This is a genomic window from Bacillus aquiflavi, from assembly GCF_019915265.1.
Taxonomy (GTDB): Bacteria; Bacillota; Bacilli; order Bacillales; family Cytobacillaceae; genus Bacillus_BT; species Bacillus_BT aquiflavi.
Genome location: NZ_CP082780.1, coordinates 289,817 through 315,779 on the forward strand (window position 1 = coordinate 289,817; position 25,963 = coordinate 315,779).

At 35.8% G+C, this 25,963-nt stretch carries 33 protein-coding genes and 4 pseudogenes; 33 read left to right on the plus strand and 4 right to left on the minus strand.

What is annotated here, in order from left to right:
- The first annotated feature begins 13 nt into the window (after positions 1-13).
- The 4 genes and pseudogenes from K6959_RS01455 (at position 14) to ltrA (ending at position 4,381) form a co-directional block, all read left to right on the plus strand.
- Complete coding sequence (locus K6959_RS01455) at positions 14-370, plus strand: type II toxin-antitoxin system RnlB family antitoxin (protein WP_163243232.1); 357 nt, start codon at positions 14-16, stop codon at positions 368-370.
- Between the two features lie 164 nt (positions 371-534).
- Entirely contained in the window at positions 535-1,758 is a 1,224-nt protein-coding gene (locus tag K6959_RS01460; protein WP_163243233.1) for a phage portal protein, read from the plus strand.
- Between the two features lie 3 nt (positions 1,759-1,761).
- The gene (locus K6959_RS01465; protein WP_223087435.1) at positions 1,762-2,448 is read left to right on the plus strand and encodes a head maturation protease, ClpP-related; all 687 of its coding nucleotides are present in this window, start codon (positions 1,762-1,764) and stop codon (positions 2,446-2,448) included.
- A 674-nt stretch (positions 2,449-3,122) separates the two neighbouring features.
- Positions 3,123-4,381, plus strand: a pseudogene (gene ltrA / locus K6959_RS01470) (group II intron reverse transcriptase/maturase).
- Positions 4,382-4,540: 159 nt separating this feature from the next.
- Here ltrA and K6959_RS01475 read toward each other — a convergent pair.
- Positions 4,541-4,822: a transposase gene (locus tag K6959_RS01475; RefSeq protein WP_223087436.1), complete on the minus strand. Its 282-nt coding sequence runs from the start codon at positions 4,820-4,822 to the stop codon at positions 4,541-4,543.
- Between the two features lie 125 nt (positions 4,823-4,947).
- Here K6959_RS01475 and K6959_RS01480 point away from each other — a divergent pair, with 125 nt between their 5' ends.
- From K6959_RS01480 to K6959_RS01540, 15 genes are all read left to right on the plus strand, one after another.
- Complete coding sequence (locus tag K6959_RS01480) at positions 4,948-6,255, plus strand: recombinase family protein (protein ID WP_455550340.1); 1,308 nt, start codon at positions 4,948-4,950, stop codon at positions 6,253-6,255.
- Positions 6,256-6,538: 283 nt separating this feature from the next.
- Positions 6,539-7,018 carry an RNA polymerase sigma factor gene (locus K6959_RS01485; protein ID WP_246234679.1) on the plus strand — a complete coding sequence of 160 codons (480 nt, stop codon included), beginning with the start codon at positions 6,539-6,541 and terminating at the stop codon, positions 7,016-7,018.
- Positions 7,005-7,313 (plus strand): hypothetical protein, encoded by a 309-nt coding sequence (locus K6959_RS01490; protein WP_223087438.1) that lies wholly within the window; start codon positions 7,005-7,007, stop codon positions 7,311-7,313. The genes K6959_RS01485 and K6959_RS01490 overlap by 14 nt, the downstream gene beginning before the upstream one ends.
- Positions 7,314-7,384: 71 nt before the next feature.
- A complete protein-coding gene (locus K6959_RS01495; protein WP_223087439.1) occupies positions 7,385-7,720 on the plus strand; it encodes a hypothetical protein in 336 nt (111 codons plus the stop codon).
- Complete coding sequence (locus K6959_RS18625; protein ID WP_262421853.1) at positions 7,707-7,832, plus strand: hypothetical protein; 126 nt, start codon at positions 7,707-7,709, stop codon at positions 7,830-7,832. Before K6959_RS01495 ends, K6959_RS18625 begins: the two co-directional genes overlap by 14 nt.
- A 6-nt stretch (positions 7,833-7,838) precedes the next feature.
- The gene (locus tag K6959_RS01500) at positions 7,839-8,561 is read left to right on the plus strand and encodes an ATP-binding cassette domain-containing protein (protein WP_262421854.1); all 723 of its coding nucleotides are present in this window, start codon (positions 7,839-7,841) and stop codon (positions 8,559-8,561) included.
- A gap of 9 nt (positions 8,562-8,570) precedes the next feature.
- Positions 8,571-9,593, plus strand: a complete 1,023-nt coding sequence (locus K6959_RS01505; protein ID WP_163241927.1) for a hypothetical protein — start codon at positions 8,571-8,573, stop codon at positions 9,591-9,593.
- A gap of 44 nt (positions 9,594-9,637) precedes the next feature.
- Positions 9,638-10,882: a hypothetical protein gene (locus K6959_RS01510; RefSeq protein ID WP_163241926.1), complete on the plus strand. Its 1,245-nt coding sequence runs from the start codon at positions 9,638-9,640 to the stop codon at positions 10,880-10,882.
- Between the two features lie 514 nt (positions 10,883-11,396).
- A complete protein-coding gene (locus K6959_RS01515) occupies positions 11,397-12,305 on the plus strand; it encodes an Mph(B) family macrolide 2'-phosphotransferase (RefSeq protein WP_163241925.1) in 909 nt (302 codons plus the stop codon).
- Between the two features lie 670 nt (positions 12,306-12,975).
- Entirely contained in the window at positions 12,976-13,413 is a 438-nt protein-coding gene (locus K6959_RS01520; protein ID WP_163241924.1) for a GNAT family N-acetyltransferase, read from the plus strand.
- A 777-nt stretch (positions 13,414-14,190) separates the two neighbouring features.
- Positions 14,191-14,310 (plus strand): hypothetical protein, encoded by a 120-nt coding sequence (locus K6959_RS19755; RefSeq protein WP_394373018.1) that lies wholly within the window; start codon positions 14,191-14,193, stop codon positions 14,308-14,310.
- A gap of 301 nt (positions 14,311-14,611) precedes the next feature.
- Positions 14,612-14,773 carry a nuclease-related domain-containing protein gene (locus K6959_RS19760; protein WP_163241923.1) on the plus strand — a complete coding sequence of 54 codons (162 nt, stop codon included), beginning with the start codon at positions 14,612-14,614 and terminating at the stop codon, positions 14,771-14,773.
- A 316-nt stretch (positions 14,774-15,089) separates the two neighbouring features.
- The gene (locus tag K6959_RS01530) at positions 15,090-15,536 is read left to right on the plus strand and encodes a hypothetical protein (RefSeq protein ID WP_163241922.1); all 447 of its coding nucleotides are present in this window, start codon (positions 15,090-15,092) and stop codon (positions 15,534-15,536) included.
- Between the two features lie 147 nt (positions 15,537-15,683).
- Entirely contained in the window at positions 15,684-16,037 is a 354-nt protein-coding gene (locus tag K6959_RS01535) for a hypothetical protein (protein WP_163241921.1), read from the plus strand.
- A gap of 60 nt (positions 16,038-16,097) precedes the next feature.
- A complete protein-coding gene (locus tag K6959_RS01540; RefSeq protein WP_163241920.1) occupies positions 16,098-16,370 on the plus strand; it encodes a DUF443 family protein in 273 nt (90 codons plus the stop codon).
- Between the two features lie 8 nt (positions 16,371-16,378).
- Here K6959_RS01540 and K6959_RS01545 read toward each other — a convergent pair whose 3' ends face one another.
- The gene (locus K6959_RS01545) at positions 16,379-16,645 is read right to left on the minus strand and encodes a hypothetical protein (protein WP_163241919.1); all 267 of its coding nucleotides are present in this window, start codon (positions 16,643-16,645) and stop codon (positions 16,379-16,381) included.
- Positions 16,646-16,833: 188 nt separating this feature from the next.
- On the opposite strand from K6959_RS01545, the gene K6959_RS01550 reads away from it, so the two are divergent.
- The 10 genes and pseudogenes from K6959_RS01550 to K6959_RS01595 all read left to right on the plus strand — a co-directional run bounded on the left by K6959_RS01550 (position 16,834) and on the right by K6959_RS01595 (position 22,154).
- Positions 16,834-17,325: a hypothetical protein gene (locus K6959_RS01550; RefSeq protein ID WP_163241918.1), complete on the plus strand. Its 492-nt coding sequence runs from the start codon at positions 16,834-16,836 to the stop codon at positions 17,323-17,325.
- Between the two features lie 732 nt (positions 17,326-18,057).
- A pseudogene (locus K6959_RS01555) lies at positions 18,058-19,174 on the plus strand (IS4 family transposase).
- A 33-nt stretch (positions 19,175-19,207) separates the two neighbouring features.
- On the plus strand, positions 19,208-19,477 hold the full coding sequence (locus K6959_RS01560; RefSeq protein ID WP_223087442.1) for a hypothetical protein: 270 nt from the start codon (positions 19,208-19,210) through the stop codon (positions 19,475-19,477).
- A complete protein-coding gene (locus K6959_RS01565; protein WP_223087444.1) occupies positions 19,477-19,701 on the plus strand; it encodes a hypothetical protein in 225 nt (74 codons plus the stop codon). Before K6959_RS01560 ends, K6959_RS01565 begins: the two co-directional genes overlap by 1 nt.
- A gap of 23 nt (positions 19,702-19,724) precedes the next feature.
- A complete protein-coding gene (locus tag K6959_RS01570) occupies positions 19,725-20,036 on the plus strand; it encodes a hypothetical protein (RefSeq protein ID WP_223086478.1) in 312 nt (103 codons plus the stop codon).
- A complete protein-coding gene (locus K6959_RS01575; protein WP_223087446.1) occupies positions 20,033-20,320 on the plus strand; it encodes a hypothetical protein in 288 nt (95 codons plus the stop codon). Before K6959_RS01570 ends, K6959_RS01575 begins: the two co-directional genes overlap by 4 nt.
- A complete protein-coding gene (locus K6959_RS01580) occupies positions 20,317-20,943 on the plus strand; it encodes a hypothetical protein (RefSeq protein ID WP_223087448.1) in 627 nt (208 codons plus the stop codon). Before K6959_RS01575 ends, K6959_RS01580 begins: the two co-directional genes overlap by 4 nt.
- Positions 20,944-20,956: 13 nt before the next feature.
- Positions 20,957-21,103, plus strand: a complete 147-nt coding sequence (locus tag K6959_RS01585) for a hypothetical protein (protein ID WP_223087449.1) — start codon at positions 20,957-20,959, stop codon at positions 21,101-21,103.
- Positions 21,104-21,134: 31 nt separating this feature from the next.
- Positions 21,135-21,737: a deaminase gene (locus K6959_RS01590; RefSeq protein WP_223087451.1), complete on the plus strand. Its 603-nt coding sequence runs from the start codon at positions 21,135-21,137 to the stop codon at positions 21,735-21,737.
- Positions 21,738-21,749: 12 nt separating this feature from the next.
- The gene (locus tag K6959_RS01595; protein WP_223087453.1) at positions 21,750-22,154 is read left to right on the plus strand and encodes a hypothetical protein; all 405 of its coding nucleotides are present in this window, start codon (positions 21,750-21,752) and stop codon (positions 22,152-22,154) included.
- 91 nt (positions 22,155-22,245) lie between these two features.
- Here the strand turns inward: K6959_RS01595 and K6959_RS01600 are convergent.
- Together K6959_RS01600 and K6959_RS01605 are read right to left on the minus strand one after the other, a co-directional pair.
- Positions 22,246-22,408, minus strand: a pseudogene (locus tag K6959_RS01600) (transposase); the annotation flags it as partial.
- 99 nt (positions 22,409-22,507) lie between these two features.
- A complete protein-coding gene (locus K6959_RS01605; protein WP_163243586.1) occupies positions 22,508-23,011 on the minus strand; it encodes a DUF6431 domain-containing protein in 504 nt (167 codons plus the stop codon).
- Positions 23,012-23,149: 138 nt separating this feature from the next.
- Here K6959_RS01605 and K6959_RS01610 point away from each other — a divergent pair, with 138 nt between their 5' ends.
- The 4 genes and pseudogenes from K6959_RS01610 to K6959_RS19500 all read left to right on the plus strand — a co-directional run bounded on the left by K6959_RS01610 (position 23,150) and on the right by K6959_RS19500 (position 25,848).
- Complete coding sequence (locus K6959_RS01610) at positions 23,150-23,752, plus strand: hypothetical protein (RefSeq protein WP_223087455.1); 603 nt, start codon at positions 23,150-23,152, stop codon at positions 23,750-23,752.
- The gene (locus tag K6959_RS18630) at positions 23,749-24,948 is read left to right on the plus strand and encodes an HNH endonuclease (RefSeq protein WP_262421855.1); all 1,200 of its coding nucleotides are present in this window, start codon (positions 23,749-23,751) and stop codon (positions 24,946-24,948) included. The genes K6959_RS01610 and K6959_RS18630 overlap by 4 nt, the downstream gene beginning before the upstream one ends.
- Positions 24,939-25,364: an SMI1/KNR4 family protein gene (locus K6959_RS01620; RefSeq protein ID WP_163243592.1), complete on the plus strand. Its 426-nt coding sequence runs from the start codon at positions 24,939-24,941 to the stop codon at positions 25,362-25,364. Before K6959_RS18630 ends, K6959_RS01620 begins: the two co-directional genes overlap by 10 nt.
- A gap of 40 nt (positions 25,365-25,404) precedes the next feature.
- Positions 25,405-25,848: pseudogene (locus K6959_RS19500) on the plus strand (SMI1/KNR4 family protein).
- Positions 25,849-25,963 lie beyond the last annotated feature (115 nt).

A 25,963-nucleotide genomic window follows, 5' to 3' on the forward strand; every position in this document is an offset into this window, starting at 1 on the left:
GAAGGTGGTTATTATGAATAATTTTGATGTGATTCAACTAAATAATGCCCCATATGACTACTTGTTAATCGCAACAAGTTATCGAAGCTCCCTCAGTGACTTAGCGCAGCTGAACACCTTAGTGAGCTTAGGGCATGGTAGAGTTTTGTTTGACTTTATGTTGATTCATGGAAATAAAAGGAATCGCTTTGTGGAATGCAATGTTATAAATGATGCTTGTGAAAGACAATCAATAAAAATTGCTAATAATGTCGATGAACATATTCGTAAAAAGAGTTCAGTTTTTTTTAGGGAAAATGAGCAACTGGTTAAAAACAGCGTACTCCCAAAAGCACTTCAGTATCTAATTACAGCTGGCGATGTTATTTAGAAAAACCGCTGGAAGGCACGGGTCATGCCTGAATCCAAATATTCCATTCGCGGGAGGAGCAAGACTATATGTTTTGCTCCTTTTTCTATAACAAAAAAATAGACGATTACGCATCTGCTTAAAAGTAGGTGCTTTTTTTATGCCCAAATTTAGAGGTGAGGAATATGAAAGTACCGTTGTTATCAAAACTATTTCAATCAAGGGCTAGCCCGCAAAATAGCCTTTTCGGTAGTACCTACAGTTTTTTCTTTGGAGGCACCAATAGCGGCAAAACAGTCAATGAACGTACGGCGATGCAGACCACTGCCGTTTACGCCTGCGTTCGTATTCTGGCAGAAACAATCGCAAGCCTTCCGCTTCATCTATACAAATACACTGATAACGGCAAGCAAAAAGCGGTGGAACACAATTTATATACCATGCTCCATGATGAGCCAAACGATGAGATGACTTCATTCGTGTTTAGAGAAACACTGATGAGTCATCTTTTATTATGGGGAAATGCATACGCACAAATCATCCGTGATGGCAGAGGGAACGTGCTGTCACTTTATCCTCTTCTTCCCGATCGGGTAACGGTGGACAGAACTTCTACTGGGGAGCTTTTTTACGAATACCGTAAGGACACAGGTTCAGTCATCCTTCGAAACAGAGAAGTTCTTCATATTCCGGGACTAGGCTTTGATGGGTTGGTTGGTTACTCTCCAATTGCAATGGCTAAAAACGCTATCGGGATGGCACTTGCAACCGAGGAGTATGGAGCCAGATTCTTCGCTAATGGTGCGAATCCCGGCGGAGTTTTGGAACATCCCGGTGTTGTGAAGGATCCAGCAAAAATTAGGGATAGCTGGAATGCGGTTTATCAAGGAACTGGTAACGCTCATCGTGTTGCCGTTCTCGAAGAAGGAATGAAATTTCAAAGTATTGGTATTCCGCCAGAACAAGCACAGTTTTTGGAAACAAGAAAGTTCCAGACTGAGGAGATCTGTAGAATCTTTCGGGTCCCACCCCACCTTGTAGCCAATTTAGATAAAGCGACTTTCAGTAATATTGAACATCAATCAATCAGTTTTATTGATAATACAATCATGCCTTGGGTAACACGTATTGAGCAATCGATGAAAAAAGCATTGCTGAGTGAAGCAGATAAGAAAGAGTATTTTATCAAATTTAACCTGAATGGACGCCTTCGTGGGGATGCAGGATCAAGAGCGCAGTTCTATCAAATCATGCGACAAAATGGCGTCATGTCAGCGAATGTTATTCGGGAACTTGAAGAAATGAACCTGATTCCGGAAGAAGAAGGGGGCGACAAATATTTGGTGAATGGAAACTTTGTCGACATGAACAATGCTGGTGCTTGGACAGAAAAATATAGGGAGGGATAAATGATGAAGAAGTTTTGGAATTGGATCAAGAACGACGATGGCAGAACGCTCTATCTGGATGGCGTTATTGCTGAAGAATCATGGTTCGGTGATGAAGTTACGCCAAAACAATTCAAATCAGAGCTAATGAACGATAAAGGCGATATTACGATTTGGATCAACTCCCCCGGAGGTGATGTATTTGCCGCAGCCCAAATCTACAATATGCTGATGGACTACCAAGGAGATGTGACCGTAAAGATTGATGGAATTGCTGCTTCTGCTGCATCTGTTATCGCGATGGCAGGAACAGAAGTTTTAATGTCTCCAGTTGCGATGATGATGATTCACAATACAATGACGGTTGCCATTGGAGATTCAAACGAAATGCATAAGGCTAGCGAGATGTTGTCCGAAGTTAAGGAAAGTATTATCAATGCGTATGAAATTAAGACAGGAATCGCTAGGAAGAACATTTCACAATTGATGGATGCGGAGTCTTGTTTTAATGCCAAAAAAGCTGTCGAGCTTGGCTTTGCAGATGGACTGCTCTTTGATGCGGTTGATCGAGAAGATAATGGAACAGTTGCTGTCATGTTCTCGCGAGCAGCAGTCACAAATTCACTTCTTACCAAACTCATTCCACCAAGGCCTGAAAATAAAACACCGATTGAACAGTTAGAAAAACGCTTGAGTCTGTTGGCTCACTAATTTTGAGGAGGAAAAAACAAATGAATAAAATTCTAGAACTGAGAGAAAACCGCGCAAAAGCATGGGAAGCTGCTAAATCATTTTTGGACAGTAAGCGAGGTGGAGACGGTCTTTTGGTGCGCTCGGCATGCGCATGAACTATAGGGTGCAAGTCCCGAACCCCGAAGACAGAAGTAGAGGTTAGCCAAGAGCAAGGGTGTCCGTGGTGACATGGAATCTGAAGGAAGCTGGAGGCAAAACACCGATCCGAGGAACACGAATCTCATACAAGGCTAGATATGATTGAGTGAGTTTGCCAAACAAAATAAAGCTCTTTCTGTCGAAGGTCATATCAAGTAAATGAGGCGGATAGATGGTGTGTGTGAAAGTGGATGCGCTTACCCGGGGAGGTCTGACAGAAACGTGAAGTTCCCTTCATAACCTACTTGGTGACAAGTAACTGAACGGTCAGAAGTCAGCAGAGGTCATAGTACGAGTTGGTCTAGAACAACTTGGAAGGACTGAACAATTAAGAAAGAATAGCCCTTGGCTTTCCAGTTTGGATGAATGAACACAGAAAACAGAGAAACCTCACGCTTAGAAAGTAGTGGTGAATCCCACGAGGGTATTTGCGGAGGGTGTAGTCCAACTGGGCAAAAGAAGATAAGCTATTCACGGGAAGGAACGAAATGGTAATGTTGAATCAAATTCTGGAACGGCAGAACATGATACGAGCATTAAAGCGAGTAGAAGCGAATAAGGGAAGCCATGGAGTAGACATGATGCCCGTACAAACCTTACGTCAGCACATCCTCGAAAATTGGGCAACCATTAAATCGCAGATTCTAACGGGAACCTATGAACCGCAACCAGTACGTCGAGTCGAAATCCCGAAACCAGACGGCGGTGTGCGCTTATTAGGCATCCCTACCGTGACAGACCGTTTAATTCAACAAGCCATATCGCAGATATTATCGAAAGGAATATGACAAAATTTTCGGATAACAGTTATGGATTCCGACCAAATCGGAACGCCCACGACGCTGTCCGAAAAGCAAAAGGGTATATAAAAGAGGGGTATCGCTGGGTAGTAGATATGGATTTAGAAAAATTCTTTGACAAAGTCAATCATGACCGACTAATGGCAACATTAGCGAAAAGAATTCAAGATAAACCACTCTTAAAACTGATCCGCAAATATCTCCAAGCTGGTGTCATGATAAACGGAGTCGTTTCGAGTACAGATAAAGGAACACCTCAAGGTGGACCTTTAAGTCCACTTCTTTCAAACATCGTATTAGATGAGCTTGATAAAGAGTTAGAGAAACGTGGACATAAATTCGTTCGTTATGCAGATGACTGCAATATTTATGTAAAAAGTGAACGTTCAGGAAAGCGAACAATGGCAAGTGTGCAGCGATTCATTGAAGGACAACTACGATTAAAAGTAAATGAAACAAAATCGTCAGTAGACCGACCATGGAAACGAAAGTTCCTGGGTTTTAGCTTTACATTTCATAAAGAACCTAAGGTTCGCATTGCGAAAACAAGTCTCCAACGAATGAAGAAGAAAATGCGAGAAATTACCTCTAGAAAGATGCCATACTCTATGGAATACAGAATCAAGCAATTAAACCAATATTTAATTGGATGGTGTGGTTATTTTGCGCTAGCAGATACACCAAGTATCTTCAAGTTGTTAGATAGTTGGATTAAACGAAGATTGAGAATGTGTCTATGGAAGAATTGGAAGAAACCTCGGACAAGAGTCAGAAACCTCACTCGCTTAAACATCCCATACGGAAAAGCATATGAGTGGGGGAATACCCGGAAAGGGTACTGGCGCATTTCAAAAAGCCCCATATTACACAGAACCCTTGACAATTCCTACTGGGAAAGCCAAGGGCTGAAAAGTCTGCAAATTCGTTACGAAACTTTGCGTTATTCATCTTAATTGAACCGCCGTATACGGAACCGTATGTACGGTGGTGTGAGAGGTCGGGGGCTAATCACCCCCTCCTACTCGATTGATAGCCGCTTCGGGAAACCTTCATGACCTTGCACATCTTCTCCACACGGAAAATGAAGCGATTCTCATAGATGAATGAGAAAATTACCGATGGTCTTTCACGAAGAAGTGCATCGCCTTTTTTAAGATTGCATTCTCCTCCTCAAGATCACGTAGCCGTTTTTGCATTGCTTTTAATTGTTGAGCTTCTGTCATGTTTGGAAAAGAAGCTTCAATAAACTCTTCACCATATTTCTTTTTCCAATTGTGAATGGTATTTGGACTAATATCCAGATCCCTAGCCGTCTGGGCAACCGACTTGTTTTGTTCAATCATCATTTGGACTGTACTTCTTTTAAAATCTTCATCAAATGTTTGTCTGCTCATTGGGACACCTCATATTATTAGTTATTTTAATAATAAACTGTGTCTACTTTTGAGTCTAACATCATATTTATGCTGATGATGGAATATCAGGAACAAATACAAAAAAGCGCGAGCAGTTTAACAAAATGATTGAAGATAGCATGAATGGGAAAATCGATATGATTATTACAAAGTCTATCAGTCGTTTTGCAAGAAATACGCTGGACTGTTTAAAATACATCAGGCAATTGAAAGATAAAGAAATACCTGTGTTTTTTGAAAAGGAAAACATTAATACAATGGATGCTAAAGGTGAAATTATGCTTACCATCATGGCGTCACTTGCACAACAAGAAAGTCAGTCACTTAGCCAAAACGTAAAACTCGGAATACAATACCGATATCAACAAGGTGAAGTGCAAGTGAACCATAATCGTTTTCTAGGCTATACCAAAGATGAGAACAACAAACTAGTAATCAATCCGGAACAAGCAAAAGTTTTTAAACGGATTTACCGGGAATATTTAGAAGGAGCAAGTTTGGTTCAAATAGCACGTGGACTTGAAGCGGATGAAATACTTACCGCAGCTAAACGATCCAAGTGGCGACCTGAATCGATTAAAAAGATTCTCCAAAATGAAAAATATATAGGTGATGCGTTACTTAAAAAAACATATATCGTAGATTTTTTAACGAAGAAACGAGTTGTAAACAACGGTCATGTTCCACAATATTATGTTGAAAATAACCACGAACCAATCATTCCAAGAGAGATTTATTTACAAGTTCAAGAAGAAATGATGCGAAGGGCAAATATTCGAAATGGTAAAACAGGAAAGAAACGAGTCTATAGCAGCAAGTATGCATTGTCGAGTATTGTCTTTTGCAAAGAATGTGAAGATGTTTTCCGAAGGGTACATTGGAATAACCGCGGATACAGATCCATCGTGTGGCGATGCGTTAGCAGACTAGAAAGAAAAACACATCTTTGCAATGCAGAAACAATCAGAGAAGATGAGCTACACCAAGCTATAGTACAAGCCATAAATGAAGTGTTGGGAAACAAAGATAACTACTTGAATATATTAATAGAAAATATTGAAACAGTTTTAAATGAAAATGCAGACAGGCCTACAGCCGATATTGATAAAAAGTTAGAAGAACTTCAAATGGAACTTCTAAGACTTGCAAATTCAAAAGAAGATTATGATGATGTGGCGGAAGAAATATACCAATTACGGGAATTGAAACAGGAAGTCATGATGAAAAACGCAGCAAGAGAAGGACTCAGGCAGCGGATTGAAGAAATGACAAAGTTTTTAAAAGAGCAAGCGCAGCAACTCGAAACGTATGATGATCTACTTGTAAGACGATTGATTGAAAAAATAACGATTCATGAAAGACAATTAACAATTGAATTTAAGTCGGGGATTGAGATTACAAAAGAAATATAATATGAATATTTAACAAGAGGCTAATTATATAAAGTTAATGGTTTTATATAGTTAGTCTCTTATTTCATCTATTAAATTGACTGGAAATTCAAAATTAATAAAATCGATTATTCACTGAGAATGCGATCTAAAATAATTTAATTTTTACTGAAACTATTTTCTAATAGATTACGAATATGTAAGTAGACGGGTAAAAAAAGGAGGGATAGAACTGAACGAATATCGTTTAATTAAAAAAATTCAGCGTAAGGGCGATCGAGATGCTGCCGATGAACTCATTCGTATGTATTACGATGACATACATGGTTACGTTAGAAGACAAATTACGAATGTTGATACGGCAATCGATCTAACACAAGAGATATTTATTTCGATGTTAAAAACCATTCAATATTACGACCGAAAAAAGGGAGGAGGTTTTAGAACTTGGTTATACCGAATTGCTACTAATAAAATAATTGATTGGTTTCGTTCTAGTTCTTACAACCAAATGCAGCGAACACTTCAATTAGGTGATGTAGATCCAATCGATTATAACGATTTTACAATACAATTTGAAAATAAATTCGTACTTGAACAAATGGAGCAGTTTGTCGCTTGTTATCCCGCTGATATTCAACAGATCTTTCGTTTACATACTTTTGGAGCATATACGTTCTCGGAAATTGCTACTTTAACAAATCAAGCTGAGGGGACTGTGAAGTCAAAGTATTATCGGTTGATTCATTTATTGAGAAAGGAGTTTTCTGATGTCAATGAATAAAGCTAAAGATGAAAGTATTGAATTTATTTTAGAACAAGGTCTACAAAAACCAAAAAGTTCTTGGAGAAAAATGATTGAGATAGTTAGAACATTAGAATATCGAAGTATCTTTTGGGATACATCATATGGATTGTTGATTACAATGGTAACACTTGTATTAGCATCTATTATTTTTATTACATTACCTGAACAATTTATCTTTTCGTCTGCAACGATCATCGCTCCTATCATTTTTTTTATTATTTTATTATTTACGGAAATGTCGGAGAGAAATCATGGTTTTTATATGAATTAAAACAAACATGCCATTTTACAATTATTCAGATTACGGCATTAAGAATTATTGCTTATTCACTAGTAGGTTTTATGCTAACAATTTTAATGGTTGTGTTTAGTACGAGAAATGGGGACGAATTTCTATTATTGTTTTCTCTTTGTTTATTTGGTTTGTCCATTTGTGTAACATTAAGTCTTTTGTTAATTAGGCTATTCCAAGGTAAGTGGATATTTGCGATGTTTTCTAGTGCATGGATTGCTCTTAATGTAATGATTCCATTTTTAGTAGGTATTGAGAAATGGGAAAATCTTTTGAGGGCAATACCAACTACTATTGCTTTCATTTTAGCTTTTTTTGGATGTCTATTATTAGTATACCGATTGAACAAAATATTTACGGAGGTAAAAAACTATGCTAATACTTAACAATGTAACAAAACAATATGGAAATTTTACTGCTTTAGAGGACCTCTCTTTAGAATTTTATAATGGTGTTTATGCATTACTAGCACCAAATGGTGCTAGAAAAACAACATAAATAAAAATGTTAACAACGTTGATATTTCCTACGAAAGGAGAAATTCTCTGGAACGGTGACGACATAATTAAGCTTGATTCGAATTACCGTGATTTAATCGGATATTTACCGCAGGATTTTGGATATTATCGAAATCATTCACCAAGGGAATTTTTGTTATATATGGCGACTCTAAAATGCATTGATCGAAGAATTGCAAATGAAAGAGTCGATGAACTTATTGAATTAGTAGGTTTAACAACTGTTCGGGATAAAAAGATGAAGAAGTTTTCAGGTGGTATGATTCAACGTGTTGGAATTGCACAAGCTATTTTAAATGACCCTAAAATATTAATTTTAGACGAACCAACTGTTGGTCTAGATCCAAAAGAACGTGTACGTTTCCGTAATTTGATTTCATCTTTATCCAAAGAACGAATAGTTATATTATCTACCCATATTGTGTCTGATATTGAAACAATAGCAAACAAAGTAATTATGCTGAAGGATCATAAATTATTAATAAATGATACACCTGAAGAAATATGTAATCAATTAGCAACGAAAGTGTTTGAAACGGACAATATTAAAGCAGTTAACAAGGAATATTTTACTCTTACAGAATATCAATTAAACAGTAAAACAGTTACTCGATTTGTAAGTGAGCAGGACTGTAGTAATGTTGCAACACCTGTTAGTCCAAATTTGGAAGATGTATTTCTTTATGTTTACAGAGAAGACATCATGTGAGGTGGAAAAATGCTTTTTTGGAATGAATCAAAGAAAATCCTCTTTCAGCCTGTGGTGATAGGATTTGTTGTTTTCTGTATTTTGTTAAATGGAACGTTTACATTATTAGCCTATAATGATTATCAATTTGATAGAAATATAAACTCGGTGAATATCTTTACTGATTTTCAAGCAGACAATATTGCCCAAGATTATATACAAAAATATGATGTAACCGGTAAGAAGGCCGATAATATCATAAAAAAATATGAGAAATTACAGAAAGTAATCGATCAAAAAGCGGAAAAGGGAGATGCTTTAGCCTTCTATTTTGGTACACAAACACCATATGTGCATAGTACATTGTTTGGCTTAATATTTATGATCATTATTGCAGAGGTATGTCTAATTGGGTTGTTTCTAGGTATCTTTTCAACGACATTTGAAAAAATAAGCGGGACAGAATCAGTTGTTTATGCCTCAAATATTGGTAGAAAAATCATATGGAAAAAACTAAATGCAGTATGGATTGGGACACTGTTAACTAGTGTTGTAGTCGTTGGCATGTCATTGACCATATTTTTTCTTCAATTCGATTTTTCTGGTGTGTGGTCTGATTATGTGTCAAGTGGGTTTAACTATGCAGTAGGTGAATTTGGTAAACCCTTTATCACTTGGAATAGCTTAACGGTTGTTCAGTACTTATGGGCAACAATTGCGCTAACAATTGGTTTAGCTATTTGTTTTGCTCTGATTGGGTTTACAGCTGGAATTTTTGTTCGAAACAGTTATGCAGCATTTTTGATATCTGTGATTATTTTATGTGGATTGTTTGTCGTTAAATATTTATTTCCTATTGGCTCAACTGTACGTGCTATGTTAGGAATGACCCCAGTTTGGCTCTGGAAAACAAGTCGTGAATGGTTTACTGATGGCGGAGCAGATATTATTTGGAAGTATTATGAGACGATAGGGTTGTCGGCATCATTTTTGAGCCTATCTTTGCTAATATTAATTGGCGCAAAAGTTTTTGCAAAAAAAGAAATTCTATAGGGAGTTTGTATCTATTTCATATGTTTTTAAAATTGGAGGAAAAAATGAATATATTATTATATGAACTTAAAAAGATATGGAATTGGCGAATGATTGTAATTATTGGTGTAATGGGTGTTCTAGTATGGTTTACTTTTCTAAAAGATTCTTTAGATTCATATGACAGTTTATCAAGATACGGTATCTACGGTTCGTATCAAAACGAAATGTTTGAACTTTACGGTGATATACTTGATTCAGAAGAACTTGTTTCATATGATATTCCTGGAAAAAAGGCGGAAGTCATAGAGGAATTAAATGATATTATTGCTACAGAAACCATTTTTAAGGAAAACAATATAGCTACTTACGAGGAATATGTTATGTTTCATGAGGAGATTAGCAATGCTAGTGTAAGAATAGTGGATGAGGAAAAGGTCTCTGAACTATTAACAATAATGCAAGAGAAATTAGAAAATAATGCACAATCGTTGGAAGAATTATATGCATCGCCATTAAATAAATTGAATTCACTCATAACACTTGAAGGAACGTATATTTTCTATAAGGACTTTCTTCAAACAAGATATATAGATAATGATAATCGTCCTGTCGTTGTTCAAGCAGTAAATAATGTATTAGACATAAACAATGGCAATTTAATCCGCTATGATCTAACAAGCAATTTTTCAAATTATGTTGCAGGGATCGGTGTGTTTTCCTTGATATCTATTATTATATTGATTGCACCATTTTTAACAATGGATCGTATGTGGGGTGTGAATCTTATCCAATATTCATCTAATGTCGGTCGGAAGATCTTTTTGGTTCAATTTGTTGTAACGATAATTAGCGCAGTATTCTTATCATTCTTGCTTATTGTGTTAGCATATATTCCATTTATGGCTAATGGTGCAATAGATTATTGGGAATCATCTGTCATGGCTTTTCACCCCGGTCCTGGTGGATTGCAGCTGTATGACATTACATTTGGACAATATGCATGTTTACTTGCAGGAATCGTTATTCTGTTTAATTTGTGTGCTGCAACTTTTACATTTGTACTTGCAAGGTTTAGTCAAAATATAATTGTCATGATGATGAAAATCGTGCCATTTTGTATTGCGACAGCAGGCCTGTTAATCATATCTGTAAATGATGTATTTTCAGATGAAAATTTGATATTTAATCTATTGTTCCAAGGGAAAGCTCGTTTTTCTGAAGTATTGTTTGGTACTATTATGGGCATTGTTGGACTTGTTATCGTGTGGTATTTGACGAAACGAGAAAAACATGTTGATGTTGATTAGTTACTGTAATAAAATGTTATGATTACTTTTGACCTGTTCCCACGAACGTACAAAACAGTCGATATGTTCCCACATACGACCATTTTGCTCAAAATCGTAAATACATCAATTTTATCAACTCGTCCTATGTGGAGACAGTCTGTTTGATGTCTAAAAAATAAAGTCCGGAAAGCCTTGTAAATGCTAAAAAAAAAAAAAAATAAAAATAAATCTGTTAACTCGACTTACACCCTCGATATGCGTTCAAGTAAACATATCGAGGGTGTGTTTTAGGATAGGAAATTAGGTGGGGATGAGTAGACAGAATAGCCCCTATACTGGTAATTCATAAGACTAAGGATCCTATCATACGAGTTCATCTTTCTAAAATTATACCAGATGTTGTATTAGTTACCCTAGATGGTACTGGGCATGAGCTACACAATAATGATTGGGATGAAATTATTAGTGCTATATCAAAACATGCGACAAGTTCATAATTAATATATACAAGTTGCAGACAGGAGTGATTTTAATGAATAAAGATATTAAACAAATTAAAGAAATAACTAAAAAACATAATCTTATTCTAAAGGAAGAAACAATGCAGTTTAATGAATCCGGACTTGATTTTCAAGTTGTATTTGCGCAAGATGAAAGTGGAATTGATTGGGTTTTTAGATTCCCTAGACGGGAAGATGTGATGCCTAGAACAAAGGTAGAAAAACAAGTATTAGATTTGGTTAATCAGTATGCTCAATCTTTTCAAGCACCAAACTGGATCATTTACACAGATGAGCTGATTGCTTACAAGAAGTTAGATGGTGTGCCAGCAGGAACTATAGATCATAACATAGGGAACTATGTTTGGGAGATAGATATTAATAATGTTCCAGAATTATTTCACAAGTCTCTTGGTAGAGTATTAGCAGAGCTTCATAGTATACCTAGTGATAAAGCTACTGAGTTTGGCCTAGTAGTGCAAGCACCAGAAGAAGCAAGAATGTCAATTAAGCAGCGTATGGATGATGTAAAAGCAAAGTTTGGTGTAGGTGGGAATCTATGGAACAGATGGCAAGCATGGGTTAATGATGATGAAAGGTGGCCTAAGAAAACTGGACTGATTCATGGAGATGTACATGCTGGACATACTATGATTGATAAAGAGGCTAATGTGACTGGATTAATTGACTGGACTGAAGCTAAGGTTACAGATATTTCGAATGATTTTGTTTTCAACTATAAGGCTTTTGGAGAAGAAGGACTAGAAGCTTTGATTCTTGCTTATAAAGAAGCTGGTGGATATTATTGGCCTAGGATGAAAGAGCATATTATTGAACTGGTTGCTGCGTATCCGGTTTCAATTGCTGAATTTGCAATGGTATCTGGTGTTGAAGAATATGTTCAGATGGCGAAGAGAGCGTTGGAAGTGAAAGGTTCGTAAGTGGTGTGATATAGTCATTGATATGTTTCAAAGAATAAACAACTTGATAGACATTCGTTCTATCCTCTCCTCTCAAACCATGTAGAGTGCGTGGCGCAAATAGCTTTGAAATCATAAGGTTTATGGATGGCTAATTGGGGTTTTACCGCATTTTGACCACCTATCCATTCTTTCTTATTAATTTTCAGAATATTTCGCACTCTTGTTCTTCTATATTTGGAGTATCGTGTGCATAAATATTTGATACTATAGTGACTAGCCGTTCTTGAACTTCCTTTTGCTTGCAACAACTTCTACATTAAAAGTTACATAAGTATGTCTAATATCATGAATTCAAATTTTTGGTACGTTAGCTTTTTTTATACTTCGGTAAAAAATAGTTGTTAAAGTTCTTAGGTATATTGGATGACCATTAAGTCTTGTGAAAACAAGATTTTGATCTTGATATGCTGAACAAAGCTTTAATTTAAATTTCATATTCTTGTCCATGATGTATTCCTTCAAAAAGAAGGCTATTTTTTAGAAACGATGGATATGTACAAGTACCCAACCATTGCCAGCTTCCTTGAATTTCAAAAAAATTTATAAGCAACAACTAAATTAATAAGAGAACGGCTCTTTTGTAAAATAAAAAAGACGAGAATCATCGTTAAAAAAAGGAGTTTTCATGATGGAATTTAAAGTTTTTACGGAGAATGACTTGATAGAATGTACGAAAATATTTATCGAAGTTTTTAATGACGAACCTTGGAACGATGAATGGACTTTTGAACGAGCCAAACAATATATAACTGATTTTTATCATACGCCAGGTTTCTTTGGGGTATTGGCAATCGAAAAAGGAGAAATGATTGGCTTTATTCATGGAGTCAATAAAGCATGGTGGAGCGGAAATGAATTTTATATTAATGAAATGGGCGTCAAGCAACAGTGGCGTAATCAAGGGGTTGGGAAGGCTCTTTTAGAGCAGTTAATAAAAGAACTTGAGGATAGTGAGATTAGTAATTTTGCGTTATTGACGAACCGGGGAACGTCTGCTGAAGCATTTTATAAAAAAAATGGCTTTCAAGAAATCGAGCGACTCGTATTTTATAGCCGTGATATTTAAACGTTTAAAGTGCTAATAGACGTTGGAGGATTGAGAGATGAAATTACTTTTTTACCGTAGTGAAAGATTGGCTAAATTTTTTTGATGAAGGGGTCTTCTGGAGAACATTTTTTTATAAAAGAAAATTATCGAGAAATTATTTCACTGATAGTTCGAAAAAATAAAAATTATGAGCCTTCTGTTTAGTTAGTCTAGCGCTGTTCGTTCAGTTGCGTTTAGTAGGGAGGTATAATTCCTTTACGAGTTGTTTATTTTAAGGAGCTCTCAATTGTGAAATAATGAATGGTGGCCTAAAGCTTGTTTTTTCAGGAAAATATTGATAGACAAATAAAAAAAGAAACAGGCTAGAAGATAATTTAATGACAAACTTATTCTCACTGAAATTAACTGTATTTACTTTGCTCGAAAGTGGTCGGAGAGGTGTCTAAGGTAATAGCGCTTTCTAAAAATACCGATCTTAGAAAAGGCGACAATCTTTGTTTCTATAGAAGAGGATATGAAGAGGCGCAATTAAGTGAAATTATATAAATTAACAGTATGTATATAAATATAAAAGGTTGATTTTTCTTATGAGGGAAAAAAATTGATGAAACAGCTTTGACAGCTATTACAAGGCACTTTCAGAAGACAGTTCTGAAGCGAAGCTGAAATCAGAAAATTCACATCAGATTATATGATAATTGAAAGTGATATTACGATTGAAGCTAATATAGCGCACATATATACCAAATTGAACACCGATTTGGCATGGGAAATATTTTAATTAACAATGCAGGGATGTATGCTGAAAATGATACTATCTTTACAATTACATCAGCTGATATAGATACAACCTACGATGCTAAAGTAAAAGGTACCATCATGATGACACACGAATTCGTTAGAGGTTTAGTATGAGAGCTGAAAGTAGCTCTACAGAATAGGAAACCTTGAAACAAAGATTGATGGATCGAGATTACATGAAAAGATTGGATAATTCAAACATACCATCAGACCTTTATGGTAGAGTGATTAATTTAAGTACGGACTCTGCACAGGTATTTGCCGGGCAAATTGCTTATGGTTCATCAAAGGCTGCTGTTAAAGCATTAACACGTAATTTTTTTATACAATGAAATATATCGCCAATTATGAAAAAGATAGGTATAAAACTGCAATAGAAATATTTCTTAACAAATATAGTAATGATATGATTTTCATGAGAAACATTTTTATAACTTTAACCAATAAAACTTTTAAAGTGCCTGTGAATTTCCGACAAATTGATCATTTTGTGTTAATGAGCACAGGGATTTTTATGATAGAGATGAAATACTGGTCGCTTTTTAGAAAAACAGACAAAGGAGGATGTAATTTATAATAAGAGTGATTTAGTAAAGATAAAAATCTTTTAGTAAGGATAAATGAAATTTCGTAGAGTCATAAGGAGGTATAGTTGTAACTTTAATAAACCTAACAAATCTCTCATCTTCACTGTAGTGTCGTATCGTATCCTTACGTTTAAAATCTCATGTTTAACTATTTTAAATTCTGGAAATTCAAGTAACATGGAAACATTTTAGAACCTCCTAATAAATGTTTATTGATGCTAACATTTTGTCAGGAATTCGAGAATGTTTTCCTTTTTTATGTATTACACAAAAAGTAATGATAAATTTAAAATAAAAGGTGATGAAATGGAATATTGGGCATTAGGTGAGAACCCTGCTGGAGAATCATATCGGAAGTTAATAGGAATGCTCTGTGATCATTCGGATAAATTCTACTTTGTAACAAGAAGGGAATTAAAATATAATCAAGACATTTTTATACAATTTAAGCCTCACATCATTGAAACTTATAAAACAAAAAAGTGGGCAAATACAATAACGAAGGGTCCAGCAGCAACGGTATACGTAATTGAAGCAAACAAGGATACATGTGAACTACTGAAACAATCTGCAGGTACATTATATGATTGGGTTGCACCAAATTTACCTGAAGATTTAACCTTTTTGAAAAATAACTTTGCTTGGTTTTCATGTACATCTCACGAACAATTTGGTGGGCTTTCTATTCGTTCGGAATACCATAGACAATTACTAGGTCAAATTACTGGTTTGAAAATTGAAAAGGTAGAATGATTTGAGGTAGCGAAGCAACACGTCATACATAAAGAGAAGTAAATAATCAGAATATTTCTCCCTGCCAAAAATCTAAAGGATTTCCCTGTTGCAAAAAACTGGTTTAATAAAGTAGGTACTTCTGTTATTAAACATGAAAAAAATATTGTGGGTTTTGGTACGGTTCTCGGTGGAGTAGGTATGGTTGCTGGGTTTAGTTTCGGGATGTATGATGATATGGTAAATAGTAATAGGACTGCAGGTCAAGCCATTGCTCATAATGCTACAGCAACAGCAGTTGGTTTAGGGTCAAGTAGCTTTGCGGCAACACTAATAGGTGGATCAAGCACAAATCCAGCTGGTTGGGCAATATTAGGTGGAGTCGGGGCAGGTTTGCTTGCTACAACAATTTTTAACGTAGCATATGAAAATAACTGGTTAGGTATTCAAGACGCTTTAAATTGGGTAGGTGACAGAATAGATGATCTCTGGGAAGGTACAAAGGAAGTGCAAGTGATATAGGAGAAGCTATAATTGACAGTTTAAATGCTATAAACCCATTGATAGGATGGTGGTGACTCAATGAACTGTGAAGTTCTCTTTGTTCATAAGAACATAAGGTATAAGATTATAAACATAAATGAAACAAATTATATTTTTGACCAAGATCATCCCTTTTTGGTGTTTTTCTCCCCTTTCCTCAATTGGATGAAGTTGCATACGGTATACAAAATTACAGACAAAGATAAAATTGAACAGTTAGCAGAAAAAAACAATAAAAAAGTAGGTTTTGGAATAGCTATGTTCAATCGTATACTTAAAGGATGGTTCCAGGAAGATAATGATCCTAAATAGGGGTCCGATTATCGATAGGAACGGCAAAAAAACCGTAATTCAGGCTGCATAAAACCTCTTTGTTTAAGTGAGGAAATAATTGAATTTGTTCGGTTCATCACTCTTCTTATCCAAGAACCTAGCTTTTTTATCAAGCGAGTCGTTCTTGCTTTTTCTCTTAATCTAATTTCCTCTTGAAGTAGCTCACACTTCTTTTGGTATTCTCTTTGTTGAGGAAGTTGTTCTTCATCATCGTACTTCTTAGGCTTCTTAGCTGTCCTCAAATTTATTTTCATTGTTGCTTGTATTTCAGAAATCGAGAGACCCTTTTCATTTCTTAACTTTTTGATACAATTTATCAGACATTTTTAGTATCCTTTATTACCTCCACTACCAATAATTGCTCTACATAATTAATGTAGTGAGGACTTGAGGGGCTGGCAAGTCTTTTTTATCAAATGAACGTTCATTTGACATTCCGTTTTTGAAACAGGGAGAGACCATTGAATTATTTAAAGATGATACAGAACTTCATCTCGTTTATGATCAAGAGATTAATGATGATGCATCCAAACTCTTACATACAGATGCAGGAAATAAACGTCCAGATTTACGCTTGGAATTCTTTAAGAAGGAGAGTATATCTATTGATTTTAAATACCGCCCTTTAAGATACATTTGGAATACAAGAGAGCGTAATGATGTAATGGATCAACTTACAGCTTATCGAGATAATTTTTATTCACAACACATCTATGCGATTTCGTTTCCAGGTATTTATCGGTCATTTAGAGCGATTCAAGAAGTTTGGGCGGTCTATCCGCAGCATGAAAATAACAAAAAAATTGGAAAGCCACGTAATATATGTTTAGTCGAATTAACGCCCGATGTCGATAAAGAGTTTTTTGTGGCACGGCTAAAAGAATCTATTGAGGACATACAGCGTGCTTGGAAAAAGTTAAAGAGACGTCAATAGTAGATGAGGAAAGCAGAAACTAAATTCAGGTAACAAGTTCAGTTGTCTAAAGACACATCTTTTAAAAATGATGGCATTAAAGTATTTGACTTATAAATCGGTTTATTTCCAGAAAATTGTTTTTTAATATAGTAATGAAAACGGACTTACAGGTTTATTTGCTGATCCACTAAACCTTTAAATGTTAGTAATCATTGAAGAGTATTTACTATATACCGGCCGGCATCCACAGCAAGTCCACTGAAGCGGTTTTCAAGATAACTTATCTGAGGAAAAGGGACTAAATAAGGGGTCAGTTATTGATGTGCTTGGTAATTTTGTAATGGAGTATGACTTTTACTACGTTGAATAATTCATTTGGTCCTACAGATGGTGGATAGTAGAACTAGAAAATATGGATTATCGTTATGACGAGGCATGTTTTGAAGAGAATAATAATGAGTGGTTTGTGACATGTGAAATAATATGTTGGTTTACATTTTTAGGTTTAAAGTTCTAGTTAAGTATTTATTAGTTAAACATATACAAAAAAAACCAGGAAAATAGATGTATGGAGAATGGATGAATTTAACATTATGATTGATGTAGACAATCATTAGCGTTGCATTAATGAATATTGAAAGTTATGAAAATTCCTAATATTTAGTAATTAGTTTTCAAGTAATAAAAAATCCTTTACAATGGAAGTACAGGTGATTCCCTGTCCAAATCCAATAGTAAAGGATAACCGATATGGACAAGAATACACTAAAATCATCATTTGGTAAATGGATAACACCTATAAACTCAAAAATACTTCTTGAACAAGTAGAAGAAAGTAAGCAAGATCATTATACGAAAAAACTGACAACTGTAGCCTACATAAAGCTTATGTTGCTTGCTCAATTACAAGGATTCGAGAGTCTGGAAGAAATGAGTGACGCACTGATTCATGATCAACTTCAAAAAGCCTTAGGTTTTGAATCAATCAGTAAATCTCAATTATCAAGAAAAAACAATGAAGTCAATCCAGCTATTCTTTCCCGATTATTTTTGGAGCTTGTGCACCAAATAAAAGAAATTCACTTTAAAAACGGAAAGCATATGCCATTAAAAATCATCGACTCCAGTACACTTCCATTAAACCTGACGAATTATAAGTGGGCAAAATTCCGCAAAACAAAAGCTGGTGTCAAGCTGCATTTGCGACTTGTGTTCATGAATAATGATACTGTATACCCTGAAAAAGCAGTAATTACAACAGCCAAAGAAACATGACAGAAATCAATTGGAAATTCTCGTTGATGATAAGGAAGCCATGTATGTGTTTGACCGCGGATATGTTGATTACGAACGGTTCGATCGAATGATGGATGATGGCTACTTCTTTGTATCAAGATTAAAGAAAAACGCCGTCATTCGTGAGGTAGAATCCTTTTCGGTTCCTGAAAAGTCTACTGTTCTATCAGATAGAATGGTTTACATTGGCTCTACTCAAAATCGTACAGAGAATGTCTTCCGCCTCCTTGAAGTTGAGGACACAAAAGGAAACATTCTTAGGTTAATAACGAATCGCTTCGATTTAGAACCTGACGAAGTCAGCGAAATTTATCGTCAACGTTGGGCGATTGAACTGTTTTTTAAATGGCTAAAACAGCATGTAAAGATCAAACACTTTTATGGTATGGGTGAAACAGCGATTCAAAATCAAATTTATCTTGCACTCATTGCCTACTGTCTAAATGTTCTAATCCAACTGGAGATGAAAAGCAAAAAAGCCCTACTCCGGATTAGTCGTTGGTTAAAGGCAGCACTTTGGAAGCCTGCTTACATTTGGATTCGCAAATTCGACAATAGAGCAAGTCCGTAAACACATACACAGTTGCTGTCACCTAAGTATTAAATGTATATTTTTACTAAATGGACAGAGCACCTTTGTTTAGCCCTTGTTCTTTTAGAAAAAAATAACACTGGTCTATTTACAGAATATTCTGTCCTCATTTATGCAACGCTAATGATAGACAATATAAATAGAAAAAGTGAGTTGAGCAGCTTGATGACTGAACAAGTTAACCAATTGAAAAAAGACATGAACTCTATTGAGTTTTCTCATCATGATATGAACAAGCTTCAACAGGAAATGGCAGCGAAACAAAAAGTAGGTGAAGTGTAGTGGGATTATATAAGGCTGATTTTTGCCATCGCTTATTGTACGGTGGCTGGGATTTTGGAATAATCAACAACTTACAAGATGCCGTTGATGAAATCAAGCAAAACTTTGAAGATATGGATTTAGAAAATGCATCTGTCGAAGAGGAGATGAGAGCGATCGTGGATGAGATGGTGACGGAGTTAACTCAATTAATCAATAAAATAGAATCCGTTCACTTTCGCTAGTTTGTGAAGAAGGGAGGATTTTCATGGGATCAACACAAGAAATTAAATTACATCTCGAAGAGCTTCAAACAACATTAAATCAATTACAAACTGGGATGAATGAGTTTACAAGCTACACGACAACCTTTCGCTCGAACACAAGGGATCGCTTAAAAAACTTTCATTCCGATTTTATCGCCAAAGTCGATGCCCTCCTCGATAACATGAATAATGATGTCAATCAAGATTTAATCAAACAGCTCCAAGAAATCTATCAAGCTGGCAAAACATTGCTAGAAAGCATGAAACAAGTAGATGAAGAACTTGGAGAGGCAATTGGGGGCGATCGGTCGTGAAGCGTGACTTACAAATAAATTATGGGATTTTAGATGACATGATTGGACAGCTTCATATGTATAAGCATGCCCTTGTAGAAATGAAAGACTCGCTTGATCAAGTTTCCACAGCGATTCAAACGAATCAGGGGAAAAGTGTCGAGGCATGGGATCAAAAGATCAATCGTTCCCAGGAAAAAATCGAAAAATACGAAACACAAATCAACGATCTTTTGTCATCATTTTCGAAAATTATGTGGCAGATACAACCGTTTACATTTCCCCGATTGCGAGAAACGCTATGATGCGTGTCGACCGTAATGATATTTGGATTAATCTCACTCAAATAGAAAGTGGCATCACTAGAAACGTGACGAAAGCATTAAACCGAAGCTACGAGACACCCTCTTCCATCTTAAGCTTGTTTGATGATCCAACCGAGGCTGAAAAGGAAGCAAGCGAGATAAATAGAAGAAATATGGAAAAGATTCAAGCGAATATTAAATCAACTAGAAACAAACTTCAAAACAAAATGGATGATCTGTGGGAACTATACGACATGAAAGTAAAAAAATTTGAAAATGTCGATGATGCGTACCATGATCGAGCAGCAAAAATGAAGGGGAAATATACGAACTTCTTTGAAGGAGTAGGAGATGTCGTCGAAAATATAACCCAGGGCGCCACCGATCTCATCAAGGGGCTGGCAAATGGAATCGTCGGGATGGTGACGGGATTGGTGGTCACCGTTGTGGGAGATGCAGGTATAGTGATTCTATCAGGTGTTATTCCTGATGTAATCGAACCGCCTAAATTAAAAGAAAAGGCAGATCAAACGATTGATACACACACAGGCTGCGATACAATTTATCCAAGACCCTATTCGTACAGCGGAATCTGTCGCACAGGTCGTGACCGATTCGGTTGAACAAGAAGGGATCATGTATGCAACTGGTTCTGCCTTGCCGTCTCTCATTCCAAGCACCTTATTAAAAGGAGTAAAAGGTCTTTCTAGCGTAAAAAGTCCTGGAAAATCACCGAAAGTGAATAACAGTAAAACCTTACAGCAAAGAATTTATCCAAGATAAAATCAACGCAGCAAAAGCGGGAATGGGTAAGATGAAAGTGCCTGTACTTTATCGAGAGCAACTGTCGACAGGCTATTCTTCTCTGCCGATTGTTGGAATGGGAACAAAGCCGCTCGGTGAGATTCGTCCGCAAATGTTTTCGGTGAAGAGTAAGGAAGGTAGGGAGATGGGTAATCGTAAATCTATTAATGGATATGAGGGAATAGGAAAATTTAGGGAAAAAGTAGGATTAAAACCATATTCAATAGATTCAGGAGATACAGTAGCAAGTATTACTGTAAATAATAAGACTTATTTCGGAGTCAATTCAACTATTACAAAAGAATCACAAAAAGCATCAAAGGCGTTAAGACAGAGATGGCTAAGAGAAATAGAATGGGTTCCACCGAAAAGAACAGCTCCTAAACATTTAGGACATGCACAGTCTCTTGCTCATGCTGAAGCACATTCATTAATAAGGGCATTTGAGAGACAAGGAAGTTTACCTAAGACAGTTACAATGTATGTTGATAGAAAAACATGTAATATATGTAGAGGTGAATTGCCAGCATTATTAAAAAGATTAGGTATTGATGAATTAGAGGTTTTTAGTGGAGGTACTACAAAACCAATTATAATAAAGGCTACAAAATAAGGAGGCATAATAATGGTTATATATAATGGTCCAATTGAGGGCCCAATTGAAAATCCTAGTGATGAGTTTATAAAGCACATAATATTTAATAAAGATGAAGGTTATTGGAAACAAGGAAGTGGAGATTCATGTTTTGAAGTTAAAGGGTGTGATGAGTGGTTAATATTCTTTTATGATGAACCATATGTTTTTTTTATAATGAGGCATCCAGATTATTTAGTAACAATTAATGAGAATGTTGAAATAGAAACAATTGAGCATTTAGTAGGTGGAGAACCAATGAAAGTTCCTACATGTAGCTATGTGGATCGTGAAACAGCATATAGTATAATAAAAGCGTTTATAGAAAATAAAGAAGTACCAACCTTTGTGAAATGGGTAGATTTATATGATATAGATTTTGAACATGGATTTTAATGGCTCTTTGCTGTTTAGTGTGGGAATCAAAGAAATGATTTCTAGACTCCAGTGTATTAGAGTGTGTTCCTTCTTAGCTTTTGATAGTCTTTCATTTCGGTGATAGCCTGTGCGGCTCAACTTGGATACGTAACGTGTTGGCTGTTGTGTAGATCATTGCGATAAATCTTTTTTGTAGTGCGGTATCCTCTAGCTTTGCGCTTTGCAGCTTGGACTAGGCTATTTATCCCCTCAAGTAAACCGTTTGTAATCTTGTAAATCAGCACATTATTTCAGACACCTGATTTCAAATTAACCTAGATGATAAATCTGAAATAGTGTGCTGTTTTGATCACTTTATTATGATAAGTGCCTCAGCTCCTTCGAAAGAAGGTGGATACGCCAATATTCTGGAGCCTTTTCATATATTTTAGGGCTTCTTTTTTGAGGTTTTGCGAAAGCCCTGACTGAAGCCCAGAGTCTATGAAAAAGGTATGGATCCAATGAAGGTTTTCGTAGAAGCGCATGACGTGCTGGGCCAGGTGTTTGGAGAGTTCCAGCCGTTCTCTTTTCCCTAAGGAAAAATAATCGATCCTTTCAATCATAGCGTACAATGTGTGCTGGAAATAGGGAATCAGAAAGTCAGGCAAGATTGAAATATTCACCCCACAGGCCAGGCATCTGAGTTGGCAAATAGGAATGCATAGGGCCTGATCAGCTTCATCAATGCCGTATCGCCAATAAAAACCGTTACGGTGCAGATTCCCTTGGGAAACACAATGACAGCTGGGACACCGATCAAAAACGGGAAATTCGTTTCCTTTCCCTCTCGCTTCATATTCTATAAGCCCAATACCAAAATCGTGTGAAATGATCATAAAAAAACTCCTCCTAATAATATGCAAGAAATTTAGCATGTTATCACAAGGAAGTACAGAAATCACACTGGAGGAATTTGGAGAAAATAAGCCTGTTTCAGCGGGGATAAAGTTAGAGGCAATTGGGGGCGATCGGTCGTGAAGCGTGACTTACAAATAAATTATGGGATTTTAGATGACATGATTGGACAGCTTCATATGTATAAGCATGCCCTTGTAAAAATGAAAGACTCGCTTGGATCAAGTTTCCACAGCGATTCAAACGAATCAGGGGAAAAGTGTCGAGGCATGGGATCAAAAGATCAATCGTTCCCAGGAAAAAATCGAAAAATACGAAACACAAATCAACGATCTTTTGTCATTATTCGAAAATTATGTGCAGCAGACACAACTGTTTACATTTCCCCGATTGCGAGAAACGCTATGATGCGTGTCGACCGTAATGATATTTGGATTAATCTCACTCAAATAGAAAGTGGCATCACTAGAAACGTGACGAAAGCATTAAACCGAAGCTTCGAGACACCCTCTTCCATCTTAAGCTTGTTTGATGATCCAACCGATGCCGAAAAGAAAGCAAGCGAGATAAATAGAAGAAATATGGAAAAGATCCAAGCGAGCATTAAATCAACTAGAAACAAACTTCAAAACAAAATGGATGATCTGTGGGAACTATACGACATGAAAGTAAAAAAATTTGAAAATGTCGATGATGCGTACCATGATCGAGCCGCAAAATGAAGGGGAAATATACGAACTTCTTTGAGGGAGTAGGAGATGTCGTCGAAAATATAACCCAGGGCGCTACCGATCTCATTAAGGGACTGGCAAATGGAATCGTCGGGATGGTGACGGGATTGGTCACCGTTGTGGAAGATGCAGGTGTAGTGATTCTATCAGGTGTTATTCCTGATGTAATCGAACCACCTAAATTAAAAGAAAAGGCAGATCAAACGATTGATACATACACACAGGCTGCGATACAATTTATCCAAGACCCTATTCGTACAGCGGAATCTGTCGCACAGGTTGTGACCGATTCAGTTGAACAAGAAGGGATCATGTATGCAACTGGTTCTGCCTTGCCGTCTCTCATTCCAAGCACCTTATTAAAAGGAGCAAAAGGTCTTTCTAGCGTAAAGAGTCCTGGAAAATCACCGAAAGTGAACAACAGTAAACCTTACAGCAAAGAATTTATCCAAGATAAAATCAACGCAGCAAAAGCGGGAATGGGTAAGATGAAAGTGCCTGTACTTTATCGAGAGCAACTGTCGACAGGCTATTCTTCTCTGCCGATTGTTGGAATGGGAACAAAGCCGCTCGGTGAGATTCGTCCGCAAATGTTTTCGGTGAAGAGTAAGGAAGGTAGGGGTACGGGTGAATTAAGACAAATTAAGGAAATAAATAAAGAAACTTTTGAAAAAGCTATGGTTGAAGCTGCAAGAAGTCAACCTCCATATACTAGAAAGCCAAATAAGCCTAGAAATTACAAAAATAAAGTACGTAACGAGGACGGTTCAACAACATTTACTTTTATATCTAAAAAGAATGGTAAAGAGTATAATGTAACTTATGATAAAGCTGGTTTTCCAATTTTTAATTCTAAATTTGAAATAGATTTACCAGAGAAATTATATCTAGAAACTGATGCAATCCAATTTGAATATTTATCTAGATTACTTTACAAGGAAATTCAAAGGGACCCTAGTTTAGCAAAAATATTTACTGATGAAGAAATAAAATTATTAGAAGCTGGTAGAGTACCACAAACCTTAACATGGCATCATCATCAGCAACCAGGTAAAATGCAAATAGTTAACTATTATGAACATCAAGCGGCTAGCCATACTGGAGGAAGAGCTATTTGGGGTGGAGGTGAAGCAGGGAGAAAGGGAGAAATTAAAAAACGGATTTTGGAGATGATTTCATGGGATTAAAAAAATGGCTTTTTTCAGATGAATCTTTAGATGAAAAAAAAATTATTGAAGTTGAAAGATTATTTGGATTTAAGCTCCCTGATGATTACAAAAAATGTATAATGGAGAATAATGGTGGTTTCCCAGAACCAAATATTTTTAATTGTGATGATGGAAGAATTGAAGCTGTTTTTAATAATTTGATTAGTTTTACTGATGAAAATTTAAACATAAAAATGTTTTATGAATTTTCATCACAGAAATTAATTCCTTTTGCTAGAGATCCTTTTGGAAATTTATTGTGTTTTGACTATAGTAAAAATAATGAATCGCCTAAAATTGTTTTTTATAATTATGAAGAAACTGGAAGTGCATCAATTACCCCAGTATGTAAATCATTTACAGCTTTATTAGATAGATTATATTCTTTAACATAAAATCAATACTAATAAAATAAAGGTGGGTGACATTTTGGTAATGAACTTTGAATATTCATATAAACCATTAGTAAGTGAAGATATTAAGAGTTTTGAAAATGAATACGGTATAAAGTTGCCAGATGATTATAAAAAATTTTTATTACTTAATAATGGTGGTAAGCCTGTAAAAAGAAGATTTAAAACATCGGATGGGACTATTACAACTTCAATTATGTTATTTCTCCCAATATCAGAACAAACAGAATTAAATTAAAAAAATTTTTATAACAAATACAATTTGGGTAAAATAGTTCCATCAAATTTGATGCCTATAGGTATTGATCCAGCTGATAGCCTGATATGCTTAGAAATTGGTGGAAACGATAAAGTATATTTTTGTGACATGGATTACTTTGAAGAAGACGATGAATTAAAAGATGAGTACATTAAATTAATTTCAGAGAATTTTTTAGCTTTCCTCAATAACTTATATGAAGCATAAATTAATAGAGATGTGTATGGCAGAATAAAAGTGCAGAGCTTTGCAAAGGAAAAATGCAGAGTACTGCACTAATTTTGTGCTAAAAATAAAAATGACTTGCTAGCCATCCCAAGTC

Bases quoted from the DNA above. Each gene is read 5' to 3' on its own strand.
- K6959_RS01530 (WP_163241922.1), top strand. From the start codon at position 15,090: ATGGAATATTGGGCATTAGGTGAGAACCCTGCTGGAGAATCATATCGG.
- K6959_RS01490 (WP_223087438.1), top strand. From the start codon at position 7,005: ATGTCAATGAATAAAGCTAAAGATGAAAGTATTGAATTTATTTTAGAA.
- K6959_RS01595 (WP_223087453.1), top strand. From the start codon at position 21,750: ATGGTTATATATAATGGTCCAATTGAGGGCCCAATTGAAAATCCTAGT.
- K6959_RS18625 (WP_262421853.1), top strand. From the start codon at position 7,707: ATGCTAATACTTAACAATGTAACAAAACAATATGGAAATTTTACTGCT.
- K6959_RS01475 (WP_223087436.1), bottom strand. From the start codon at position 4,822: ATGAGCAGACAAACATTTGATGAAGATTTTAAAAGAAGTACAGTCCAA.
- K6959_RS01460 (WP_163243233.1), top strand. From the start codon at position 535: ATGAAAGTACCGTTGTTATCAAAACTATTTCAATCAAGGGCTAGCCCG.
- K6959_RS01580 (WP_223087448.1), top strand. From the start codon at position 20,317: ATGATGCGTGTCGACCGTAATGATATTTGGATTAATCTCACTCAAATA.
- K6959_RS01495 (WP_223087439.1), top strand. From the start codon at position 7,385: ATGCTAACAATTTTAATGGTTGTGTTTAGTACGAGAAATGGGGACGAA.
- K6959_RS01590 (WP_223087451.1), top strand. From the start codon at position 21,135: ATGAAAGTGCCTGTACTTTATCGAGAGCAACTGTCGACAGGCTATTCT.
- K6959_RS01520 (WP_163241924.1), top strand. From the start codon at position 12,976: ATGGAATTTAAAGTTTTTACGGAGAATGACTTGATAGAATGTACGAAA.
- K6959_RS01500 (WP_262421854.1), top strand. From the start codon at position 7,839: ATGTTAACAACGTTGATATTTCCTACGAAAGGAGAAATTCTCTGGAAC.
- K6959_RS01465 (WP_223087435.1), top strand. From the start codon at position 1,762: ATGAAGAAGTTTTGGAATTGGATCAAGAACGACGATGGCAGAACGCTC.
- K6959_RS19760 (WP_163241923.1), top strand. From the start codon at position 14,612: ATGAGAAACATTTTTATAACTTTAACCAATAAAACTTTTAAAGTGCCT.
- K6959_RS18630 (WP_262421855.1), top strand. From the start codon at position 23,749: ATGAAGGGGAAATATACGAACTTCTTTGAGGGAGTAGGAGATGTCGTC.
- K6959_RS01455 (WP_163243232.1), top strand. From the start codon at position 14: ATGAATAATTTTGATGTGATTCAACTAAATAATGCCCCATATGACTAC.
- K6959_RS19755 (WP_394373018.1), top strand. From the start codon at position 14,191: ATGTATGCTGAAAATGATACTATCTTTACAATTACATCAGCTGATATA.
- K6959_RS01515 (WP_163241925.1), top strand. From the start codon at position 11,397: ATGAATAAAGATATTAAACAAATTAAAGAAATAACTAAAAAACATAAT.
- K6959_RS01605 (WP_163243586.1), bottom strand. From the start codon at position 23,011: ATGATCATTTCACACGATTTTGGTATTGGGCTTATAGAATATGAAGCG.
- K6959_RS01485 (WP_246234679.1), top strand. From the start codon at position 6,539: ATGTATTACGATGACATACATGGTTACGTTAGAAGACAAATTACGAAT.
- K6959_RS01585 (WP_223087449.1), top strand. From the start codon at position 20,957: ATGTATGCAACTGGTTCTGCCTTGCCGTCTCTCATTCCAAGCACCTTA.
- K6959_RS01545 (WP_163241919.1), bottom strand. From the start codon at position 16,645: ATGAAAATAAATTTGAGGACAGCTAAGAAGCCTAAGAAGTACGATGAT.
- K6959_RS01570 (WP_223086478.1), top strand. From the start codon at position 19,725: ATGGGATCAACACAAGAAATTAAATTACATCTCGAAGAGCTTCAAACA.
- K6959_RS01620 (WP_163243592.1), top strand. From the start codon at position 24,939: ATGGGATTAAAAAAATGGCTTTTTTCAGATGAATCTTTAGATGAAAAA.
- K6959_RS01510 (WP_163241926.1), top strand. From the start codon at position 9,638: ATGAATATATTATTATATGAACTTAAAAAGATATGGAATTGGCGAATG.
- K6959_RS01540 (WP_163241920.1), top strand. From the start codon at position 16,098: ATGAACTGTGAAGTTCTCTTTGTTCATAAGAACATAAGGTATAAGATT.
- K6959_RS01560 (WP_223087442.1), top strand. From the start codon at position 19,208: ATGTATATTTTTACTAAATGGACAGAGCACCTTTGTTTAGCCCTTGTT.
- K6959_RS01505 (WP_163241927.1), top strand. From the start codon at position 8,571: ATGCTTTTTTGGAATGAATCAAAGAAAATCCTCTTTCAGCCTGTGGTG.
- K6959_RS01480 (WP_455550340.1), top strand. From the start codon at position 4,948: ATGATTGAAGATAGCATGAATGGGAAAATCGATATGATTATTACAAAG.